At 69.5% G+C, this 21523-nt stretch carries 13 protein-coding genes; 5 read left to right on the top strand and 8 right to left on the bottom strand.

Annotated features, from left to right (window positions below; all coding sequences use genetic code 11):
* The first annotated feature begins 272 nt into the window (after nucleotides 1-272).
* On the top strand, nucleotides 273-1568 hold the full coding sequence (locus D7Y04_RS23560; RefSeq protein ID WP_121760758.1) for a hypothetical protein: 1296 nt from the start codon (nucleotides 273-275) through the stop codon (nucleotides 1566-1568).
* A gap of 7 nt (nucleotides 1569-1575) precedes the next feature.
* Nucleotides 1576-2433, top strand: a complete 858-nt coding sequence (locus D7Y04_RS23555) for a hypothetical protein (protein WP_121760757.1) — start codon at nucleotides 1576-1578, stop codon at nucleotides 2431-2433.
* 9 nt (nucleotides 2434-2442) lie between these two features.
* Here the strand turns inward: D7Y04_RS23555 and D7Y04_RS23550 are convergent, their stop codons facing one another.
* Nucleotides 2443-3894, bottom strand: coding sequence for a rhomboid family intramembrane serine protease (locus D7Y04_RS23550; RefSeq protein WP_233601546.1), 1452 nt, complete (start codon nucleotides 3892-3894; stop codon nucleotides 2443-2445).
* 228 nt (nucleotides 3895-4122) lie between these two features.
* On the opposite strand from D7Y04_RS23550, the gene D7Y04_RS23545 reads away from it, so the two are divergent.
* Both D7Y04_RS23545 and D7Y04_RS23540 read left to right on the top strand, forming a co-directional pair.
* Nucleotides 4123-6000, top strand: coding sequence for an FHA domain-containing protein (locus D7Y04_RS23545; RefSeq protein ID WP_121760755.1), 1878 nt, complete (start codon nucleotides 4123-4125; stop codon nucleotides 5998-6000).
* A 55-nt stretch (nucleotides 6001-6055) separates the two neighbouring features.
* Entirely contained in the window at nucleotides 6056-6649 is a 594-nt protein-coding gene (locus tag D7Y04_RS23540; RefSeq protein WP_014398871.1) for a response regulator, read from the top strand.
* Here the strand turns inward: D7Y04_RS23540 and D7Y04_RS23535 are convergent.
* The 3 genes from D7Y04_RS23535 to D7Y04_RS23525 are packed head-to-tail and all read right to left on the bottom strand — an operon-like array spanning nucleotide 6646 to nucleotide 9012.
* Nucleotides 6646-7410, bottom strand: coding sequence for an enoyl-CoA hydratase/isomerase family protein (locus D7Y04_RS23535; protein WP_121760754.1), 765 nt, complete (start codon nucleotides 7408-7410; stop codon nucleotides 6646-6648). The genes D7Y04_RS23540 and D7Y04_RS23535 overlap by 4 nt on opposite strands.
* A 12-nt stretch (nucleotides 7411-7422) precedes the next feature.
* Complete coding sequence (locus tag D7Y04_RS23530) at nucleotides 7423-7635, bottom strand: biotin/lipoyl-binding carrier protein (RefSeq protein WP_014398873.1); 213 nt, start codon at nucleotides 7633-7635, stop codon at nucleotides 7423-7425.
* Nucleotides 7636-7662: 27 nt separating this feature from the next.
* On the bottom strand, nucleotides 7663-9012 hold the full coding sequence (locus D7Y04_RS23525; protein ID WP_120594378.1) for an acetyl/propionyl/methylcrotonyl-CoA carboxylase subunit alpha: 1350 nt from the start codon (nucleotides 9010-9012) through the stop codon (nucleotides 7663-7665).
* A 173-nt stretch (nucleotides 9013-9185) separates the two neighbouring features.
* On the opposite strand from D7Y04_RS23525, the gene D7Y04_RS23520 reads away from it, so the two are divergent.
* The gene (locus D7Y04_RS23520; protein WP_233601545.1) at nucleotides 9186-9530 is read left to right on the top strand and encodes a hypothetical protein; all 345 of its coding nucleotides are present in this window, start codon (nucleotides 9186-9188) and stop codon (nucleotides 9528-9530) included.
* A gap of 16 nt (nucleotides 9531-9546) precedes the next feature.
* Here D7Y04_RS23520 and ftsZ read toward each other — a convergent pair whose 3' ends face one another.
* From ftsZ to D7Y04_RS23500, 4 genes are all read right to left on the bottom strand, one after another.
* Complete coding sequence (ftsZ, locus tag D7Y04_RS23515; RefSeq protein ID WP_120594409.1) at nucleotides 9547-10779, bottom strand: cell division protein FtsZ; 1233 nt, start codon at nucleotides 10777-10779, stop codon at nucleotides 9547-9549.
* A gap of 340 nt (nucleotides 10780-11119) precedes the next feature.
* The gene (locus D7Y04_RS23510) at nucleotides 11120-18964 is read right to left on the bottom strand and encodes an Ig-like domain-containing protein (RefSeq protein WP_121760790.1); all 7845 of its coding nucleotides are present in this window, start codon (nucleotides 18962-18964) and stop codon (nucleotides 11120-11122) included.
* A 407-nt stretch (nucleotides 18965-19371) separates the two neighbouring features.
* Complete coding sequence (gene ftsA, locus D7Y04_RS23505) at nucleotides 19372-20607, bottom strand: cell division protein FtsA (protein ID WP_120566811.1); 1236 nt, start codon at nucleotides 20605-20607, stop codon at nucleotides 19372-19374.
* A 41-nt stretch (nucleotides 20608-20648) separates the two neighbouring features.
* On the bottom strand, nucleotides 20649-21506 hold the full coding sequence (locus D7Y04_RS23500) for a cell division protein FtsQ/DivIB (RefSeq protein ID WP_120594381.1): 858 nt from the start codon (nucleotides 21504-21506) through the stop codon (nucleotides 20649-20651).
* Between the last annotated feature and the right edge of the window lie 17 nt (nucleotides 21507-21523).

The following is a 21523-nucleotide window of genomic DNA, read 5'->3' as shown; positions in this document are numbered from 1 at the left end:
ACGGGCCACCGTGAACCCCATGGGGCCGGGGGGCTTATATCCCCGCCACCCCCGCCGGTCGACCGACCTGGTAGGGGGTGCGTCGTTCTCGCGCCAGCGCACGCGCTTCCGCGTGCACAGGGGCTGTGCAGGCGCCTGCACAGCCGCACGGGCAAGTCCGCGAAAGCCCGTGGTCCAGCCAGGGGGCACGGGCCTTGTAAGGGCCCCCCATCACCAAGCCTGACCGCGTGGCCGGAACGCGAAGGGCCGCTCAACTTCGACGAGGAGCAGTGATGCTGGTTTCAGCGGTGACCTTGGGATGTGCCCTCCTGCTGGGGCAGGTGGAGGCGCCGGAAGCTCCGCAAGCTCCGGCCGAAACGCCAGTGGAGACAGCGCCGGCCGCGACGCCGGAGCCTCCCGCGGAGCCGGAGCCGTGGGACTTCCAGATGGCCGTCCCGAACGCGTCGTCTCCCCAGCAACCCTACGACGGGCAGGTGCGGTGCCTCGCCCTGCCGCCCACGCCCGACGTTCCTTCTGGAGCATGGCGCGCCCACTGCGACGACGTGAAGAAGGAGTGCCTGGTGTCGCCCGCCTACGAGCTGGACTCGGAGGGCCACGAGAAGGACCAGCCCCTGCAGCGGGTGGACTGGTGCGTGCCGAACCTGATGCCCACGGAGACGGTGCGCCAGTACCGCCTGATGCCCGCCATCGCGGAGGCGCCGCCGGGCTGGTACCGCGACGAGCGCGGGCGGGTGCTCCAGTACAACTTCGACCTGCACCGGCGCGTCTACGTGGGCGGGGCCTGGGCGCCGCGCTGGATGCGCGAGACGGACCGCCTGGAGGAACGCGTGCGGGTGGACTTCGGCGTGGACCTGGAGTGGCCGGGGGACTCGGACCGGCTGCACCGGATGACGCTGCTGGAGACGGAGCTGTACCTGGGGGACGCGCCCTCCTACGAGGCCACGCTCCTGCGCTACGACTTCCGCAGCCAGAATGACGCGCCGCTCTTCCGGGTGACGACCTTCTACGGCCGCCCCCGGCGCTTCGACATCTACGCCAACCTGGGCTTCTGGATGGAGGTGCTCCACGGCGAACAGGTGCGCCGCGAGAACGTGCACGCGGACTTCCTCACCGTGGCCGCGACAGACGTGACGCTGGACCTGTGGCACTCGAGCGACCTCGTGTCCTACGTGCGCCTGCGGGCCGGTCCCGCCCTGGAACGCGACCGGACGAACGGCTTCTTCACGCTCGTTCCCGCGGCGGCGCTGGAGGGGGACCTCACCCTGGACCGGGACGGCTTCCACCACGTGCGCTTCGGCGTCGAGGCGCAGAAGGTGCTCCTCGCACAAGCCGTGGAGGGCCGGCCCCTGCGTCCGGAGCGGCTGCGGCTGCGCGCGAGCTATGAGGTCATCGCCCTGGCCATCAACGATCAGCCCGTGAGCGTGACGCTGGACGGACGCGGGACGTGGCGCGACGACCTGGCGAACGCGCCCGCGGGCTGGGAGTGGTCCGCGCAGGCGGGCCTGCGCTTCTCCATGTGGGCCCCGGCCAGAAGGTCCGCGCCGACGTCCTCCCCTGGAAAGGGCTAGGTCCGGGATGGTGGCGCTCGCGCTGGCATTGCTCCTGGGCACCGCGCCCGGCCTGTCCTGTCAGGGCCAGACGGCGGCCGGGGAGACGTTCCCCACCTGCTTCGACCCCGGCACCGGCTGGGTGCTGGGCACCGCGCTGCGCGTGCAGGACGACGCGGAGGCCCTCGTCGTGCGCACCGGCTTGCTCGTCCGCACGGTGCGCTCGAGCGACAGCAAGGCGGACTCGCTGTGGATCAATTCGCACCGGCTGCTCATGACGGAGGCATGGGGCGGCGAGCAGAAGGGGCTGACCTTCACCGCGTACGACGGCCTGCTGCGCAGGCACGTGGAGGAAGGCTCCCTGCTCGTCACCATCGGCAGGCCCCGGCACATCCCCTTCCCGTTCGACGTGGCCCTCGCCCTGCGCGCGGCGCACCTGGAGCGGCGCGTCTGGGAGGGCCCGGGCTGGACGCTGGAGACGGGCCGCGTGGGGCTGATGCTGGATCCGCTCCGCACGAACACGGAGTGGGGCTGGCTGGCCGTGGGCCCCACCGCGAGCCATGCGCTGCGACATTCACCGGAGGGCACGCGCAACGAGGTGTCCCCCTTCACGTCCCTGCTGCTCGACGCGGGATGGGAGACGCGGGATGGCAGGTGGGCCCTGCGCGCGACGGGGCTCGCCGGATGGAGCTTCGACTTCGACGGCGGCTCCCACTTCCGGGCGCGGGGCGAGGTCGCGCTGGAGCATGTGCTCCTCGCGGTCAACGACGCGCCAGTGTTCGCGCGGCTCACGGCCACGGGCGTGCGGAACGACGCGGGCCTCTTCCGGCGCGACGAGGGGATGCTGGGCGCGGGGCTCGCGGTGCGCCCGTTCGGCGAGCGCTGAACTCCCGCGTCACCGCCTCTGAGGGGACGGCCCCGGCGCCTCGACCGCCGCCTTCAAGGCACCCTCGGCCGCGCGCAGGCGTGCATCCCGAGGGTCCACGCGGCGGGCCTCTTCCAGGCGCAGCAGGGCCTCTGCCGTATCCCCCTGTGCCAGCGCGCAGCGCACGCCCGCCTCCAGCGCGCCCGTGTCGGAAGGGCCGTACACCCGGGCCTCCGCCGCCGAGTGGCAGCCCGACTCCACCTGCCCGGACTCGAAATACGCGCGGGCCAACTCCACCCGCGTGTCCACCTGGGTCGGAGCCAGCCGCACCGCCGACGCCAGGGGCTCCACTGCATCCGCTGGCAGCCCCCACCGCCGCAGCGCATGCCCCAGCTCCCGCAGCGGCCCCGCCACGCCCGGCACCAGCAACGCCCGGGCCCTGGCGACCCGCAGGCTCGCGGGTTCCTCGAAGCGCACGTCCGCCGTCATCCGCTCCGCCACCCGCGCGTATGCCGGATAGGCCTGTGGCCAGGTGAAGACGAGCCGGTACACCCACTCTCCGCGGGGCACGAACCACGCCACCAGGTGCGTCCGTCCCCCCACCCCGTCCAGCTCCGCGCGGATTCGCTGCGCGGGTCGGCCGCCCAGCGACGCGGGCTCGACCACGCCCGCGGACACCGTGTGCCCCTCCGGTCCCGCCCGCCCCGGCACCAGCGACGCATCCAGGAAGTGCTGGGCCTGCGCCGAGCCGTCCCCGGGCTCACCCGCCTCGATGACTTCCGCCGTGAGCGTGGCCCGCCCCAGGCCCTTCAGGCCATTGGAGAAGGCCCTCCGCTCCTGGCCGTCCTCCTCGCGGCGCCAGCCGTCCGGCAGCAACACCGACACCCCGAAGCCGTCGTCGTGCTCCACCCGCCACCGCGACCGCTCCGTCACCACCACCGCCGCGCCCAGCCCCGCGAGCCCCACCAGCGCCACCGCCCGGAAGCCTCCCGGCCCCCACGCCCGCGAGCGCAGGAGGACGCCCACGAGCAGCCCCGCCATCAGCCCGCCCATGTGCCCCGCGTTGTCCACGCCCACGCTCGTCCAGCCGAGCCACAGGAAGACGAGCACCGTGGGCAGCGCGTTCTCCCCGGAGAACCACCCCATGCGAGCCCCCTTGGCCCCGGTCCGGGCGCGCCGCCCCAGCACCAGCAGCGCCCCCACGCACCCGAACACCCACCCGGACGCGCCCACGCTCACCGTCGGAGACCACCAGAGCGAGCCCGCCATCGTCGCCAGCCCGGACACGACGAGCAGCGCCACGTAGTCCCACCACCGGCACGAGCGCTCCACCGCCGTGCCCACCCCCGCGAACACCAGCAGGTTGAGGCCCAGGTGCAGGGCGTCCCGGTGCAGGAGGTTGGCCGTCAGGAGGCGCCAGCCCTGCCCCGCGTCCGTCACCAGGGGGCCGGACTTGGCCCCCCAGTGGATCAACGCATCCACTCCGGGTGGGCCTCCGGACGCCACCATGGTGTACAGAATGGCCTGCGCCGCGATCAGCGCTATCGTGAGCCCCGGTATCCTGCCCTCCCCACCCTTTCCGGCCAATCGACCGATGGACAACAGTGCCTCCCTGACCTTGGGATGGGCGAAAAACCCTGTTGTTCTCGGGGGATACATGGCTTGTCTCGGCAAAGGGCATTCTGCTATAGCTGTACTCGGACCGGACCCGTGCTGAAGCTCATCATCGAAGACGACGAGGGGCGCAAGACCGTTGTTCCCTTCGTGCGCGACGAAATCACCATTGGACGTCAGGAGGGGAACACCATCCGCCTGACCGAGCGAAACGTGTCACGTCGACACGCCCGGCTCGTGCGCCTCAATGGCCACGTCGTGCTCGAAGACCTGGGGAGCTACAACGGCACCCGGATCAACGGCGAACGCGTCGCAGGACAGCTCCCTCTCAAGGAGGGCGACCTCATCCAGATTGGCGACTACGATCTGGCGTTGCAGGTCGAGGGCGCGGCCAACGCTGCCGCCCCCACTGGCGCCATCACCGCCAAGGTGCCCGCCTCCCGCCGGCCAGAGCCGGAGCCCGAGGAGGAGGACGACGACGAGGTCGCCGGAGGACCCCGTCCCCGCGACACCATGGTGGATGGTGAGGACGAGGCGGAGGAGGACTCCGAGGACGAACACGAGCACACGCCCGTGTCCGCGGAGGCGCGCCGCAACGCCACGTCCATCATCCGCATGGACCAGATGGAGGCGGACCGGCCCCGGCGCGTGGAACGCGTGCCCGAGGACGAGCAGCCCCGGCTGGTGGTGCTCGCCCCCGCTGAGTTCAAGGGCCAGGAGTACGACTGCAACCGCACGGAGCTGCGGATCGGCCGCACGTCGGAGAACGACGTGGCCATGGACCACCGCTCGCTGTCCCGCACGCACGCGAAGGTCGTGCGCGAGGAGACCGGCGAGTGGCGCGTCATCGACATGCAGTCCGCCAACGGGATGACGGTCAACGGCGAGAGCTACGCGCAGGCGACGCTCTCCCACGGTGACATCATCGAGATGGGCCACGTGAAGCTGCGCTTCGTAGGGCCCGGCTCGCTGGAAGAGGACATCGCGGCGCAGGGCCGCGGTGGCTCCAAGAAGATGTGGGTGGCCGCGGTCATCGCGTTCCTGTCCATTGGCGCGGGCGCGGCGATCTTCGTGGTGAAGGGCCAGGACCTGCTGCCCAAGCCGCCGGACGACACGCCTCCCGTGGTCGTCGCGGATCCGCAGCCCATCCCGGAGCCGCCGCCGCAGACGAAGCCCCCGGAGACGAAGCCTCCGGAGACCGTGGCCGCGAACCCGCCCGCGACGCCTGAGAAGCCCCCGGAACCCCCGGCGGATCAGGCCTTCCTGGATGCGCTCCAGGGGGGCAAGTTGAACTCCGCCGCCACCGCGCTCGACACGCTCCGCAAGAACAAGGCGCTCCCGGCACCGAAGCTGGAAGAGCTCCAGGCGCGGCTGGACAGGGAGAAGAAGTCGGAGAAGGACCTCGGTGCGACCCGCAAGGCCCTCCTCAAGCCCAATGGGGCCGGTGTCGATGAGGCGACCAAGATCTTCGGCGCCATCCCCACGGACACGGTCTTCGCCAAAGAGCGCGAGGAGCTGAGCGACAAGTTGGAAGCCGCGCAGACCCAGGCCGCGCAGAACACCCAGCTGCCCGAGACACCTCCGCAGGACGAACCGGACGCGACCGCCACCGCGCCCAATAAGTCCAATGAGAAGCCCACGTCCGATTACATGAAGGACATGAAGTCTGCGGACGTGGCCAAGCGGATCGGCGATATCCAGAAGCAGATCCTCACCATGAAGGCCCAGGATCCGAACGGCGCCCAGGAAATCGCCAAGGACTGCGCGTTGCTCGCGCCCAAGGTTCCCGAGTGCCACCTCATGCTTGGCATGACGTATGCCCAGCTCAAGAAGTTCAAGATGGCCGAGCAGCACTACGAGACGTTCCTGACGCTCACGCCAGAGGGCTATCCAAAGCGCGACCTGGTGATCCAGGCGTTGACCAAGATGACCGGAGCGCCACCGACCCAGGCGCAAAAGTCCCCCGGCCCGTAGCCTGGCGAGTAATCCCCCCGCAGCAATTCCCTCAACCCTGCAGCGAGGAGACGCTGTGCAGATTCGCATCCTGGTAGTTGATGACGAGCAGGACAACTGCGACTACCTCAAGCTCGTGCTGACCCGTGAAGGCTACGAGGTCGTCACCACCACGGACCCCACGCAGACGGTGGACATCCTCCGTGGCTCGGACTTCCACCTCGTCATCCTCGACATGATGATGCCGCAGATGTCCGGCACCGAGGTGCTGGAGCTGATCCGCAAGTACGACACGGACATCGCGGTCATCGTCGCCACGGCGTACCCCACCGTGGACACGGCCGTCGCGTCGCTCAAGGCGCAGGCGTCCGACTACGTGAAGAAGCCCATGGAGCCGGAGCAGTTCACGGCCGCCGTGCGCAACGCGTTGCAGAAGAAGGGCCTGTCCCAGGACCCGGAAGCAGACCTGCACCGCGCCATCGGCCGCACCATCCGCGACGCGCGCAAGACGCAAGAGCTCACGCTCAAGCAGCTGGCCCGCCGCACCGGCCTGTCCGTGTCCCTGCTGTCCCAGATTGAGCGCGCGGAGTCCTCCGCGTCCATCTCGTCGCTCTACAAGATCGCCTCCGCGCTGCAGCTGCGCATGGGCGAGCTGTTCGGCGATACCTAGCGACCGGTGAAACGGGGCGCGCGCTTCTCCAAGAAGGCCGCGCGCCCCTCCTTCGCGTCCTCGCTGCCAAACGCCTCGCCGCGCACCTGACGCAGGTGCGCGACGTTCTCCGGGGACAGCCCGGAGCGCGCCAGCAGCCCGAACGCCTCCTTCATCCCCGACACCGCCTTCGGCGCCCCCGCGGCCAGCGTCGCGCACAGCGCCAGCGCGCGCGCTTCCGCGTCCTCGGGGCACTCATCCAACAGGCCCCACGCGAGCGCCTCCGCCGCCGGCAGCCGGCGCGCGGTGAGGAACAGCTGCTTGGCGCGTGAAAGCCCCACCAGCCGCACCGCCCGCGCCAGCCCCTCCGGCGAGTACACGATGCCCAGCCGGGCCGGAGGCATGAGGAAGAACGCGTCGGAAGCGCCCACGCGGAAGTCGCAGGAGGCCGCCAGGTCGAAGCCCGCGCCCACCGCGCCGCCCTGCACCAGCGCCACCGACGGCGCCGGGTGCCGCTCCAGCTTCAGCAGGCACGCCACCAGCGGGTCATCCGGCAGCCGCCCGTCCGCGCCCGGCGGCCCCAGGTGCGTCAAGTCATAGCCCGCGCAGAAGTGCCCGCCCTGGCCGCGCACCAGCAGCGCTCGCACGTGGGCGGCCGGCTCCAGCGCCGCGTCCAGCCGGGCCAGCAACGCGTCATTCAGCGCGTTGCGCCGCGACGGGTTGGAGACGGTGAGCACCCGGACACCGCCCTCGCGATCCTCCACCTCCAGCGTGGGCTCCATCGAAGCCCGTGGCTACTCGAGCACCACGAGGACGTCACCCTCGTTGACCGCCTGCGCTTCCTTGCAGCGGATCTCCTTCACCGTGCCGCCCTCTTCGGCCTCCACGGGCATCTCCATCTTCATGGACTCGAGGATGACGAGCGTGGTGCCGGCATCCACCTTGTCGCCCACCTTCACTTCGATCTTCCACACCGTGCCCGTGATGTGCGCCGCAACGTCCGCCATGAACCGTCCCTCCTCGGGTGGGAATACTTAAGGCTTCGCGTGATGATCCAGGAAGTGCGTGTCCAGCTCGCCGGCGCTGAAGGCCGGGTCCTTCAGGATGCGAAGGTGGAGCGGGATGTTCGTCTTGATGCCTTCGATGCGGAAGGACTCCAGGGCCTTCACCGCGCGGGCAATGGCCTCGTCGCGCGTGGCACCGGTGATGATGAGCTTGGCGATCATCGGGTCGTAGTTCGGCGTCACCACGTCCCCTTCCGCGTAGCCGGCGTCCAGGCGCACGCCCTCGCCCGTGGGCGGCTGGAACACCTTCAGCGGGCCAGGGGACGGGAAGTACTTCACCGGGTCCTCCGCGTAGATGCGGAACTCCAGCGCAGCGCCCTTCCGCTTCACGTCCTCCTGCTTCACGGTGAGCTTCTCGCCCGCGGCGATGCGCAGCTGCCAGCCGATGAGGTCCAGGCCGGTGGTCAGCTCCGTCACCGGGTGCTCCACCTGGAGCCGGGCGTTCATCTCGATGAAGTACACCTGCCCGTCGGAGTACAGGAACTCCACCGTGCCCGCGTTGGCGTAGCCGAACGCCTTCGCCGCCTTCACGGCCGCCGTGAAGAGCGTGTCCGTCAGCGCCGCGTTCCGTCCATTGGCGAACAGCACCGACGGGGCCTCCTCCACCACCTTCTGGTGCCGGCGCTGGATGGAGCACTCGCGCTCCAGGCCGTGGATGAGGTGGCCGTGGGTGTCGCCCAGAATCTGGACCTCGATGTGGCGGGGCGCCGGGAAGTAGCGCTCCAGGTACACGCCCTCGCGGCCGAAGGCGGCCTTCGCGCGGTCCGTGCACTGGCGGTAGACCTTCTCCAGCTCCGCGGGGTTGTTCGCCGCCGCCATGCCGATGCCGCCACCGCCGCTCGCGGCCTTGCACAGCACCGGGTAGCCAATGCGCTCCGCGGCCTCCAGGGCGCTCTGCACGTCCGGCAGCACACCGTCGCTGCCCGGCACCACCGGCACGCCCGCGGCGGACACCAGCTTGCGCGCCTGGCTCTTGTCCTTCATCCGCGCCATGGCCTCCGGCGGGGGGCCCACGAAGGTCAGCCCCGCGTCCGCGCACGCCTGGGCGAAGTCGCCGTTCTCCGACAGGAAGCCGTAGCCCGGGTGCACCGCCTGGGCGCCCGTCTTCTTCGCGGCCTCCAGGATGGCGGGGATGCTCAGGTAGCTGTCCTTCGCGGGCGCGGGGCCGATGCGCACGGCCTCGTCCGCCTCCTTCACGAAGGGCAGGCTCACGTCCGCGTCCGAGTGCACCGCCACCGTCTTCACGCCCATGCCCCGGGCCACCGCCCCGATGCGACGCGCGATTTCACCCCGGTTGGCGATGAGCAGCTTCTGGAACATGGCAGGCACCCTGGCGTTGCGAAGGGCGGCCAAACTAACCCCCACCCCCTTGACTGACAAGCGTCCGGGCAGTCGCGCAACATGTCCGTACAGTCCCGTAAATTTGCGGGGTTGCGAGCCCCTGGCGTACCTTGCCCGACGTGAATCCTCCTTCGACAGGAACGCACAGCGTCGTGGACCTGCATGGTGCCCGCCGCGCTCGCCGTCTGGACTTGTACCGGAACCGGCTCAACCAGCGGCAGCAGGACACCCGCTCCAATCTGGTGACGCTCTACGAGGGCGGCACCCTCTTCACGCCCGACGGCACGCAGCAGGGCCGCTCCCTGCTCAAGGCCCTGCAGCTGCTGCAGCGCGCCGGCACCCGCCTGGAGGAGCTCTCCGGTGACGGCCTGCTGCCCGCCCCCAGCGCGTCGGAGCGCATCGACGCGCTCTACGACGAGGTGGACGGACTGTTCACCAAATGCGACCGCCTCACCGGCAGGGGCACGGCGAGCGTCGCCCGCCTCCCCCGCGGTTAGCGTCCCCGCTGCCTGACTACGGCAGCTCCGTCTGGCCCTGGCGGCGCAGGAACGTGGGGATGTCGAACTGATCCTCGTCCAGGGGCAGCGCCGCGTCCTTCACCACGGCCGTGCGCGCGCTCTGCATGGACGACTTGGGCGTCTCCACGGTGGACATGGTCGGACGCGGAGTGCCCTTCGCGGGCACCAGGCTGGCCACCTCCTCACGCGACGAGGACAGCACGGACGGCTGCGTGGAGGGACGGCCCACCAGCGGCACCTGCACCACCTGAGCCATGGGGCGCGCCTTCGCGTCCCGGTGCACGAAGCCCGTGGCGATGATGGTGATCTTCACCTCGTCCTGGATCTGCTCGTCGATGAGCGACCCGAAGATGATCTCCGCCTCGCCGTCCGCCGCGTCGTGCACCAGCGTCAGCGCCTCGTTGACCTCCTGCAGGGTCATGTCGCGGCCGCCGGTGATGTTGATGAGCAGGCCCGTGGCGCCGTCGATGGAGACGTCCTCCAGCAGCGGGCTGGAGATGGCCTGCTGCATGGCGGTGACGGCGCGGCGGTCGCCACAGGCGTTGCCCGTGCCCATGAGCGCCAGGCCCTTGTCGCTCATGATGGTCTTCACGTCCGCGAAGTCCACGTTGATGTAGCCGTGGTACTGGATGAGGTCGCTGATGCCCTGCACGGCGTTGAGCAGGACCTCGTCGGCGCGCTTGAAGGTCTCCAGCAGCGGCATGGGCTCGTTGGAGAGCGACAGCAGGCGCTGGTTGGGGATGGTGATGAGCGTGTCCACCGCGGCCTTGAGCTCCACGATGCCCTGCTCGGCCTGCTTGCGGCGCTTGTTGCCTTCGAAGAGGAAGGGCTTGGTGACGACGCCCACCGTGAGGCAGCCCAGGCTCTTGGCGATGTCCGCGATGATGGGCGCGGCGCCCGTGCCGGTGCCACCGCCCATGCCCGCGGTGACGAAGACCATGTCGGCGCCTTCCAGCACCGCGGCGATCTGATCGCGCGACTCCAGGGCGGCCTCGCGGCCCATCTCCGGGTTGGCGCCGGCGCCCAGGCCCTTGGTGAGCGCCTGGCCCAGCTGCAGCCGGGTGGGCGCCTTGCTCGCGGCGAGCGCCTGGACATCGGTGTTGGCGGCGATGAAGTCCACGCGGTCCAACTTCGACAGAATCATCGTGTTGACCGCGTTGCAGCCCGCCCCGCCCGCGCCCACGACACGAATCTTCGCGGCCTGCTTGTTCTGCTCGAACTGGTCCATGTCGTCCTCGTGGCGGAAGCACCGCGGCGCCGTCCGCGGAAACACCCACCCTCGACAATCATCAGGAAGTCGGGCGCTTTGGCAAGTATTCCGCTACCAGCCTGTAGCGCCCTGCTGCGCGACTGAGTCCTGACGCCCACTTACGCGAATGGCATCAGCGGCCATGCGGACATCGCGCGGATGTAAACACCCTCTTGACTCGCGTCCGCTGACTCGCCGTGACCAGTTGTGCGCGTCTTCCGCGCGCGCGTGACGTGACAGGACGGGGCACGGATGACGAAAAGGCCCGGCTCCCTTCGGGGGAACCGGGCCTTCCGTGTTTCATTGCATGTCGCGGGTGTTACGGGGCGGGCTTCTCCACTTCCACCTTGCCCATCCGCGTGATGTTGAACTCCACGCGGCGGTTGTTCTCACGGCCCGCGGCCGTCTTGTTGGTGTCCACGGGCTTCGTTTCGCCGAAGCCCTCGGACTCCAGGCGCTCGCCCGCGATGCCCTCGTTCATGAGGAACGTCTTCACGCTGGCGGCGCGGCGCTTGGACAGGTCCAGGTTGGCGGCGTCGTTGCCCTGGCTGTCGGTGTGGCCCTCGACGCGCAGCAGCTCCACCTGCGGGTTGGCGCGCAGCACGGCGGCCACCTGCTTCAGGATGGGGAACGAGCGCGGCAGGATGACGTCCTTGTTCGTGGCGAAGTAGACCTTCTCCAGGATGAGGATGCGCTCGCCCTCGACGAGCACCTTGACCTTGCCCTTGTCCGGGCAGCCGTCCTCGTCATCCACGCCGTTGATGGTCTCCGGCTCGTTGGGGCACTTGTCCGCCGTGTCGGGGATGCCGTCCTTGTCGTTGTCCGGATCCGGGCAGCCGTCCTCGTCCTGGAAGCCGTCCTTGTCCTCGGGCGCGTTGGGGCACTTGTCGTCCGGGTCCATGATGCCGTCGCCGTCGGAGTCCACCGGCGCGGGCGGAGGCGGCACGGGCTTCGTGTCCGGGCAGCCGTCCTCGTCCTCGAAGCCGTTCACCGTCTCCGGCTCGTTGGGGCACTGGTCGGCCGTGTCCAGGATGCCGTCGCCGTCGTTGTCCGGGTCCGCGCAGCCGTCCTGATCCTGGAAGCCGTCGAAGTCCTCGGGGCCTTCCGGGCACACCGGCCGGGGCTCCGCGGAGCGCTCCGGGGCGGTGTAGGCCACGGACGCGAGCACGCGGAAGGTCGGCGTGCCGTAGCCGTGCGTGAGGCCCGGGCCCGCGCCCACCTGCGCGGACAGGCCGGTAGGCGCGCGGTACTTCAGGGCCGCGAGCAGTTCCAGGGGACGCTCCTCCTCGTTCTGCTGCTTGAAGCCCATCGCGCCCACCAGCGACGCCTGGGCGGCCAGCGGCAGGTCACCCAGCGGAACCTCCGCGCCCACCCCGTACGCCAGCGCGCTGCCGACGTTCAGGTTGCGCAGCTGCTCCGACTTGCGGATGTCCACACCCACGTTGGCGAGGATGCGGAAGCGCTTGCCGTACTCCGCCACCACGCGCGGGTTGACGGACACGCCGGACCCGCCGAGGAAGTCCGACGCACCACCCGTGGGCAGCGAGATGGGCAGCACCACGGACACGCCGTAGTCGTCACCGTCCAGCAGCCGCGCCTTCGGGATGAGGCGCAGGTCGCCGATGCCGCCCCCGCCCACCCCGTTGGCGAAGGAGGAATCCACGGCCGGCGAGTTCTCCGAGCCCTGGATGGTGATGGGCAGCACGACGCCGATTTCGAACCGGTCGAAGAGGCCGATGGCGCCCATCAGGTCGAAGCCCACCTGGCTCTTCACCAGGGAGGTGACGTACGTGTCCGAGCGGGGGTCGAAGAAGTTGAGCGGCTTGTCGGCGTAATTGACCGACAGCCCCACGTTCCACCCCAGGTGCCGCTGCACCTTCGCGCCGTGCACCGCGAGCACGTCCGCGATGCCCGGGCCCGGCTTGTACTGCTGCACGTCGATGGCCTGCGACACCGCGGTGGCCTGCGCGTGGGCGGAAGTGCCCATGCCCACGACCAGCGCCATGACGAACACCGCCAGCGCCCCACCCGCGCGCGCCAGGAAGTCCCCGGCGCGGCGGAAGCGGCGGCCCACCAGGGGCAGCGCCAGCAGCATCAGCGCGAAGGGCGCCAGCGAACCGGAGCCGCCCGTGCTGCAGCCGTGGCCCACCACCAGGTAGTCATCGTTGGCGTCGAGCGGATCAGAGCCGCCCTTCACTTCCGTGCCGTCGTCGATGCCGCCCTGGTCGGTGTCCTTCATGTTCGGATCCGTCTCCGTGGCGTCACGGCGGCCGTCCTGGTTGCGGTCCTCCTCGCCGTCCTTCAGGCCGTCGCCGTCCGTGTCCGGGTTCTTCGGGTCCGTCTTCGTCGTCGGATCCGCGTCCGGCTTGAAGTTCGGGGACGACGTGTCGGTGCCCGGCGGAGCGGTCTCCAGCGTGACGCCCATCTCCGTGCCGTCGTTGATGCCGTCGTTGTCGCTGTCCGGGTCGAGCGCGTCGATGAAGCCGTCACCGTCCGTGTCGGTAATGCCGTCGATGCCGTCCGGCACGCCGTCGTCGTCGGAGTCGGCGTCGAACGGATCCATCCCGAGCTCCAGCTCCGTGGCGTTGTCCACGCCGTCGCCGTCCGCGTCCTGGTCGTCCGCCGGGTTGAGCGGGTCGGACTCCTGCACGTCCACGCGGCCGTTGTGGTTGCGATCCTCGACGCCGTCGAGCACGCCACCCTTGTCGGTGTCGGGGTCGAGCGGGTTGGTCTTGGTGTCGGGGTCCTGATCCGCGACGAACTTCGTCGGGTCGGTGTCCGCGCCCTGGGGCTGGGTGAGGCCCAGCTCCAGGCCGTCCGTCAGGCCGTCGCCATCCGTGTCGCTCTTGTTCGGATCCGTCTCGGTCGGGTCCACCTTGCCGTCGTGGTTGGAGTCCTCGTTGCCGTCGGTGAGACCGTCGTCATCCGAGTCATCGTCCAGGGGGTTGGTCTTCGTCGACGGGTCCTTGTCCGCCACGAACTTGGACGGGTCGGTGTCGTCGCCCTGGGGCTCGGTGAGGCCCAGCTCCACGCCGTCGGTCAGGCCGTCGCCGTCGGTGTCCGGGTTGTTCGGGTCGGTCTCGTCGGCGTCGACGATGCCGTCGTGGTCCTTGTCCTCGTTGCCGTCGAGGATGCCGTCGTCATCCGAGTCGCTGTCGAGCGGATCCGTTCCGCCCACCTTGACCTCGATGCCGTCGGGGATGCCGTCACCGTCGGTGTCCGGGTTGTTCGGGTCGGTGCCCGCGAGGATCTCCTCCTCGTCCGTCAGGCCATCGTTGTCCGAGTCCACCGTGCCCGCCGTGTTGACGGTGAAGGTGGTGGTCGCGGTGGTGCTGTTGGTGCCCGCGCCGTTCGTGGACACCGCCGTGACGGTGTACGTGCCGTCCGCCAGCGGGCCGGGCAGCGCCTGGCTCCAGTTGCCGGAGGCGTTCACGGAGATGGGGCCGTAGTTGGTGCCATTGAACGTCACCGTCACGGACGTGGCGTTCGCGGACGTGCCCGTGACCGTCACGTTGGGGTTGGTGACGGTGGAGCCGTTGACCGGCGAGGTGATGGCCACCGTCGGGGCGGCCGTGTTCACCGTGAAGGTGGAGGTCGCGGTCGTGCTGGTGTTGCCAGCCGCGTCCACCGCCACCGCCGTCACCGTGTAGGTGCCGTTGGCCAGCGGGCCGGGCAGCGCCTGGCTCCAGTTGCCGGAAGCATCCACTGCGATGGGGCCGTAGTCCGTGCCCTGGAACGTCACGGTCACGCTCGTCGCGCCGCCCGTGGTCGTACCGGTGACCGTCACGTTGGCTCCCACCGTGGAGCCGTTGGCCGGCGTGGTGATGGCCACCGTCGGCGCCGTCACATCCACCGTGAAGGTGACGGAGTCGGGCGTGCTCTCGTTGCCGGCCGCGTCCGTGGCCACCGCGGTCACGGTGTACGTGCCGTCCGCCAGCGGGCCGGGCAGCGCGTAGCTCCAGTTACCGGAAGCGTCGACCGCGATGGGGCCGTAGTCATTGCCCTCGAAGGTGATCGTCACGGAGGTGGCGCCCACGGAGGTACCGGTGACGGTCACCGTGCTGGAGGCCACCGTCGCGCCGTCCACCGGCGAGGTGATGTCGACTTCCGGATCCGTCAGGTCCACCGTGAAGGTGATGTCGTCCGGCGTGCTGGTGTTGCCCGCCGCGTCCGTGGCCGTGGCGGTCACGGTGATGGGGCCTTCCGGCAGGGTCACCGGCAGCGGGTAGCTCCAGTTGCCCGAGCCATCCACGGGGATGGGGCCGTAGTTCGTGCCGTTGTAGGTCAGCGTCACGGACGTCGCGCCCGTGGACGTGCCCGTCACCGTCACGTTGGGGGTGTTGACCGTCGAGCCGTCCACCGGGGTGCTGATGGCGACGGTCGGCGGGGTCAGGTCCACCGTGAAGGTGGAGGTCGCGGTCGCGCTGTTGGTGCCCGCGCCGTTCGTGGAGACCGCGGTCACGGTGTACGAGCCCTCGGCCAGGGGGCCGGGCAGCGCGTAGGACCAATTGCCGGAAGCGTCCACCGTGACGGGGCCGTAGCTGGCGCCTTCGAAGGTGAGCGTCACGGAGGTCGCGTTGGTCGTCGTACCGGTGACCGTCACCGTGGCGGTGTTCACCGAGGTGCCGTTGCCCGGCGTGCTGATGGCGACCGTGGGGACGGTCAGGTCCACCGTGAAGGTGGAGGTCGCGGTCGTGCTGGTGTTACCCGCCGCATCCGTGGACACCGCGGTCACGGTGTTCGGGCCTTCCGGCAGGGTCACGGGCAGCGTGTAGCTCCAGTTACCGGAGGCATCCACGGGGATGGGGCCGTAGTTGGTGCCACCGTAGGTCAGCGTCACGGAGGTCGCGCCCGTGGACGTACCGGTCACCGTCACCGTGTTGGTGCCGATGATGGCGCCGTCGGCCGGCGAGCTGATGGCCACCGTCGGCGCGGTCAGGTCCACCGTGAAGGTGGAGCTGTCCGGCGTGCTGGTGTTGCCCGCCGCGTCCGTGGCCGTCGCGGTCACGATGTACGTGTCCTCGGCCAGAGGGCCGGGCAGCGCGAAGCTCCAGTTGCCGGAGGCGTCCACGCTGATGGGGCCGTAGCTGGCACCGTCGAAGGTGAGCGTCACGAACGACGCGCCCACGGAGGTGCCCGTCACGGTCACGTTGGGGGTGTTGAGGATGGCACCATCGAGCGGAGTGCTGATGGCCACCGTCGGAGGCGTCTGGTCCACCGTGAAGGTGGTGGTCGCGGTCGTGCTGTTCGTGCCCTGGGCGTTCGTGGACACGGCCGTCACCGTGTACGTGCCGTCCGCCAGCGGGCCGGGCAGCGCCTGGCTCCAGTTACCGCCGGTCACCGTGATGGGACCGTAGTTGGTGCCCTGGAAGGTGACCGTCACCGTAGTCGCGTTCGCGGCCGTACCGGTCACCGTCACGTTCGGGTTCGTCACCGTCGAGCCGTTGGCCGGGGTGCTGATGGCCACCGTCGGCGCGGGCACGTTCACCGTGAAGGTGCTGGTCGCGGCCGTGCTGTTCGTGGTGCCGTTGGTGGACACCGCCGACACCGTCTGCGAGCCGTTGGCCAGCGGGCCAGGCACCGTGAACGTCCAGTTACCGCCCGTCACCGTGACGGGGCCGTAGCTCTGCCCGCCCAGCGTGAACGTGACGGACGTCGCGTTCGCCGCCGTGCCGGACACCACCACGTTGGTGGGGTTCGTCACCGTCGAGCCGTTGGCCGGCGTGGTGATGGCCACCGTCGGCCCAGCCACCGTGAAGGTGCTGGTCGCCGCCGTGCTGTTCGTGGTGCCGTTGGTGGACACCGCGTTCACCGTCTGTGAGCCATTGGCCAGCGGGCCGGGCACCGTGAACGTCCAGTTACCGCCCGTCACCGTGACAGGGCCGTAGCTCTGCCCACCCAGCGTGAACGTGACGGACGTCGCGTTCGCCGCTGTGCCAGACACCACCACGTTGGTGGGGTTCGTCACCGTCGAGCCGTTGGCCGGCGCGGTGATGGCCACCGTCGGCCCGGCCACCGTGAAGGTGCTGGTCGCGGCCGTGCTGTTCGTGGTGCCGTTGGTGGACACCGCCGACACCGTCTGCGAGCCATTGGCCAGCGGACCCGGCACCGTGTACGTCCAGTTACCGCCCGTCACCGTGACGGGGCCGTAGCTCTGCCCGCCCAGCGTGAACGTGACGGACGTCGCGTTCGCCGCTGTGCCAGACACCACCACGTTGGTGGGGTTCGTCACCGTCGAGCCGTTGGCCGGCGCGGTGATGGCCACCGTCGGCCCGGCCACCGTGAAGGTGCTGGTCGCGGCCGTGCTGTTCGTGGTGCCGTTGGTGGACACCGCCGACACCGTCTGCGAGCCATTGGCCAGCGGACCCGGCACCGTGTACGTCCAGTTACCGCCCGTCACCGTGACGGGGCCGTAGCTCTGCCCGCCCAGCGTGAACGTGACGGACGTCGCGTTCGCCGCCGTGCCGGACACCACCACGTTGGTGGGGTTCGTCACCGTCGAGCCGTTGGCCGGCGCGGTGACGGCCACCGTCGGCGTCGGCGTGCCGCCCGTCACCGTGAAGGTGTTGGTGTTGCTATGAAGGAGCGGGCTGCCACCGGAGACCGTGACCGCGTAGACGGTGTGAGAGCCCGGGGCCAGGACGGGCGACGCAATGGTGAAGACACCGGACGCATTCGACGTCGTCGAACCAATCAACGTGCCGTCCACGTAGACGTTGACGGTCTGGTTGCCGCCGTCCGGCGTCGTGCCAGTGATGGTGGGCGTGGTGTTCGTCGTCGACGAACCGTTGGCCGGCGAAGTGATGGTCGGCGGAAGGTTGACGACGCCCGGGTTGCCCGGAGCAGAACCGTACGTCACACCATCAATCGCGGCAGCGCTCGGCTGAACACCTGCCGCACCGCCAGTGACGGACGTGAGGCACGAAAGGGTCGTGCCCTGAAGAAGGATGTTGCCGCCACCCGCACCACCGCCAGTCCCATGCGGCGAAGCAGTGAAGGTGCTGCTCCCGCCGTTACCGCCCCTCGCGGAGAGGGTGCCCGTGCCACCACAGGACAGCGCCCCCGTGAACTTCAAGGTGATCGTGCCACCCGCGCCACCACCACCCGCGGCGTCATTCTGGGAGTTGGTGCCAGCCGCACCATCCGCCGTGATGTTGCCAGTCCCGGCCAGGGCAGCGCCGCGCACGAACACGATGCCGCCAGCGTTACCGCCCTTGCCGCTCACCTGGTCATTGCCATGACCCGCGCCACCGCCACCGCCGAAGAGAAGCCGGGTCGAGGGAGAGAAGAGCATCTTGACGCCGCCCAACCCACCCACGGCGCGCGCGGGATCGGCATCCCCCGTCCAGGTCCGGCCGCCAATGCCACCCGAACCACCATTGCCACCACCACCGCCACCCGAGTTGTGGCAGACGCCACCACCGCCAGCGTTGAGGATGTTGCCCCGCCCTGCGAAGAGGTGCCCCACCTCCGGAAAGTCACCGGGAACCTTGAACCGGAGGGGAACCAGCCCCTCCCCCTTCATCGCCCCGCCCTCCCATTCCTGGTCGAGCTGGGTGCAGCTGTCCCCTGAGCCGTTGAACTTCTCGCCACCTCGGAAACCAGCGCCAGCCGCAGAAATGGTGCCGTTGTTCGTCACCGTCCCCGTTGCGAGGAAAACCACGAGGCCCCCCAAGGAGTCTCGGGAGGTGCCATCATTCGACCAGGCCTTCGCGGTGATGCTGGCCCCGGCATTGATGGTCAGGTCCGTGTACTCAGGAACCCGGATGACCTGCGCCGAGCTACGGTAGTCGATGTCATTGTCCGCGAGGGCACCGGTGAAGTTCGACGTGAGCGCGGGAGCGAACGTCAGGGTGGTCCCGCCGCGCGCCGTGACTCGCGCGAAGTTCCAATTGCCCACCGGATTCACCCCGAGGGTGAACGCCGCCTGATCTCCAGAGCTCGCCGTCCCCGTATAGCCGGAGGACTGGTAGATCATGATCAGGTCGTTCACGTTGATTCCAGCGATGGAATTCAGCGTGATGGTGGTGGAGCCCGCGTTCGCGTTCGCCGCCAGCCGCCTGTACGTATTGATGGTGTTGTTGGCGGTGGTGATGGTCACCGCGCCAGTGCGCCCCGTACCGTTGCCGAAGCTGTCTGGATCCGCGTTTGCGGGTGGCGCCATCAGCACGGCACACAGCAGGGCCAACAGGCCCGCGGCCGAGCGGCGAAGTCCCGTGAGGGGCGTCAGCAACCGCGAAGTCTTTTGTGGAGTCATAAGGTCAGAGGCTCACCAGGAACGGAGAAATCCGTTCCGGGAGCCACGGGCTCCCATAGCAAGCCGGAAGCCATCCTCTGTCGAATTCCCGAACCGTCCAAATCCTGGATCTTGCACGGCTGGCCGCCCGTGCTTAGAGCGGCCGTCCGGAAGCCGGATCCAGATTCCGGAATCTGGAAAATGTCCGCGTCCCGGATGGACGCGTCAGCGTCCCCCTCTGACACGTCAATTCAGTTCCCGGACACAGCCCCAGAAACGCGAAAGGGCCCCCGAAGGGACCCTTGGCTCAGCGCGTTACAGCTCCGGAAACCGGACTAGAAGATCTCTTCCAGCCACTCGCGCATCCGGCCCTTCACCTTCTTGTAGACGTTGCCGTCCTCGCGGATGCGGAACATGCGGCGGTCCATGTGCTTGGCGCCGTAGACGACCAGGCCCACGCCCGTGGCGTACATGGGGCTCTTCACCACGTCCACCAGGCCGCCAATGCCGCGCGGCATGCCCCGGCGCACCGGCAGTCCCAGCACCTCTTCCGCCAGCTCCGGCATGCCCGCGAGCAGCGTGGAGCCGCCCGTGATGACGATGCCGGACGCGAGCAGGTCCTCGTAGCCGCACTTCTGGATCTCCCGGTGCACCAGCTGGAAGATCTCCTCCACGCGCGGCTCAAGAATCTCCGAGAGGATCTGCCGGCCCAGGACGCGCGGCTGACGGCCGCCCACGCTGGGGACCTCGATCGTCTCGTCCTTGTTGATCATGGACGCGAGCGCGCAGCCATACTTCTGCTTGATGCGCTCGGCCTCGTGCGCGGGGGTGCGCAGGCCGATGGCGATGTCGCTCGTCAGGTTGTTGCCGCCCAGGGCGATGACGGCCGTGTGGACGATGGCGCCGCCGGAGAAGATGGCGATGTCCGTGGTGCCGCCGCCGATGTCGACGAGGCACACGCCCAGCTCCTTCTCGTCCTCGCTCAGCACCGCCTCGGCGGAGGCCAGCGGCTGGAGCACGATGTCGGAGACGTTCAGGCCCGTGCGGTTGGCGCACTTGACGATGTTCTGCGCGCTGGAGACGGCGCCCGTGACGATGTGCACCTTGGCCTCCAGGCGCACGCCGGCCATGCCCAGGGGCTCCTTGATGCCGCCCTGGTCGTCGATGATGAACTCCTGAGGCAGGACGTGGATGACCTCCCGGTCCAACGGGATGGCCACCGCCTTCGCCGCGTCGATGACGCGCGCGATGTCCGCGTCGCGGACCTCCTTGTCCTTCACCGCGACGATGCCCTGGGAGTTGAAGCCCTTGATGTGGCCGCCGGCGATCCCCGTGTAGACGTGGGAGATCTCCGCCCCGGCCATCAGCTCGGCTTCCTCCACGGCGCGCCGGATGGACGACACCGTGGCCTCGATGTTGACCACGACGCCCTTGCGCAATCCCTTCGACGGATGCGTGCCGATACCGATGATGTCGATACCGCTATCGGTCAGCTCGCCGACGATGGCGCAGATCTTCGTCGTGCCGATGTCGAGGCCGACGATGATCTCCCCCGACTTCTGCTTCGCCATGACTCCTCCCAGGCTCCCTCACTTTCGTGAAGGAAGCATCCTCACTGCGTCGAGTCCCCGCTCCGCACGGAGTCGGACCCACTCGAAAGCCTCACCGCCACCCAACCCGGTCGGGCACGGTTATCCAGGCGAATGATCGCGGCCGCAAGCCCCCTTGTGCTGAGCTCGCGTCGAACGCGCGCCAGCCGCTGGAGCTTGACTTCCGTATCGCCAGCACCGAGGCGCACCTCCTGCCCCGTCGCCGTCACCAGCGCAAGCCCGGTGTTCTCCAGGCGCACTTCAGAAAGCCGCTCGGATCGCCCGGGCAACAACCGCGCATAAGCACGGGTTACATCCAGCGCGTCGCGGAACTTCGAACGCACCGCGTCCGGGTCCGCCACGTACGCATCGCGCTCCATGCCCGTGACGAGCGGCAAATCCAGCCCGTCCCCCGGGGTGACGCGCTTGAAGGGCTCGCCCTCCTCGTCCAGCACGTACAGGTCGCCCAGCACCGCCAGCGCCGCGGGTGCGTGCTCCGTCACCTCCACGGACACGCCGCGCGGAAACCGCCGCGTCACCTCCACCGTGCGCACCCAGGGGTGCTGGCCCATGGACCGCGCCAGCGCGGCCGGGTCCAGCGTCCACAGGTTCTGCCCCGCCGTGAGCCCGGACAGCTTCAGGAGCTCCGGGCGCGACGCGCGCTCCAGGCCGGAGAAGTTCACCGACTCCAGCGCGAAGCGCGGCGACACCACCGCCCAGGCGCGCAGCTCGATGCTGCCCCAGATGAGCCCCGCCGTCGCCACCGCCAACCCCAGCGCCTTCGCCACCGACGGCCCGTGCGAACGGACCGCGCCCGTCACCGCGTCATTGCGCGGTGCGGCGTCCAGGCGGCGGCGATTCTTGGATTTTCCGAAGGCCATGACTAGGGAGGCGCATG

Source organism: Corallococcus sp. AB038B (assembly GCF_003668955.1).
Lineage (GTDB): Bacteria > Myxococcota > Myxococcia > Myxococcales > Myxococcaceae > Corallococcus > Corallococcus exiguus.
Note: the sequence above shows the minus strand (reverse complement) of the source record. Positions and strands in the feature narration are given on the sequence as shown.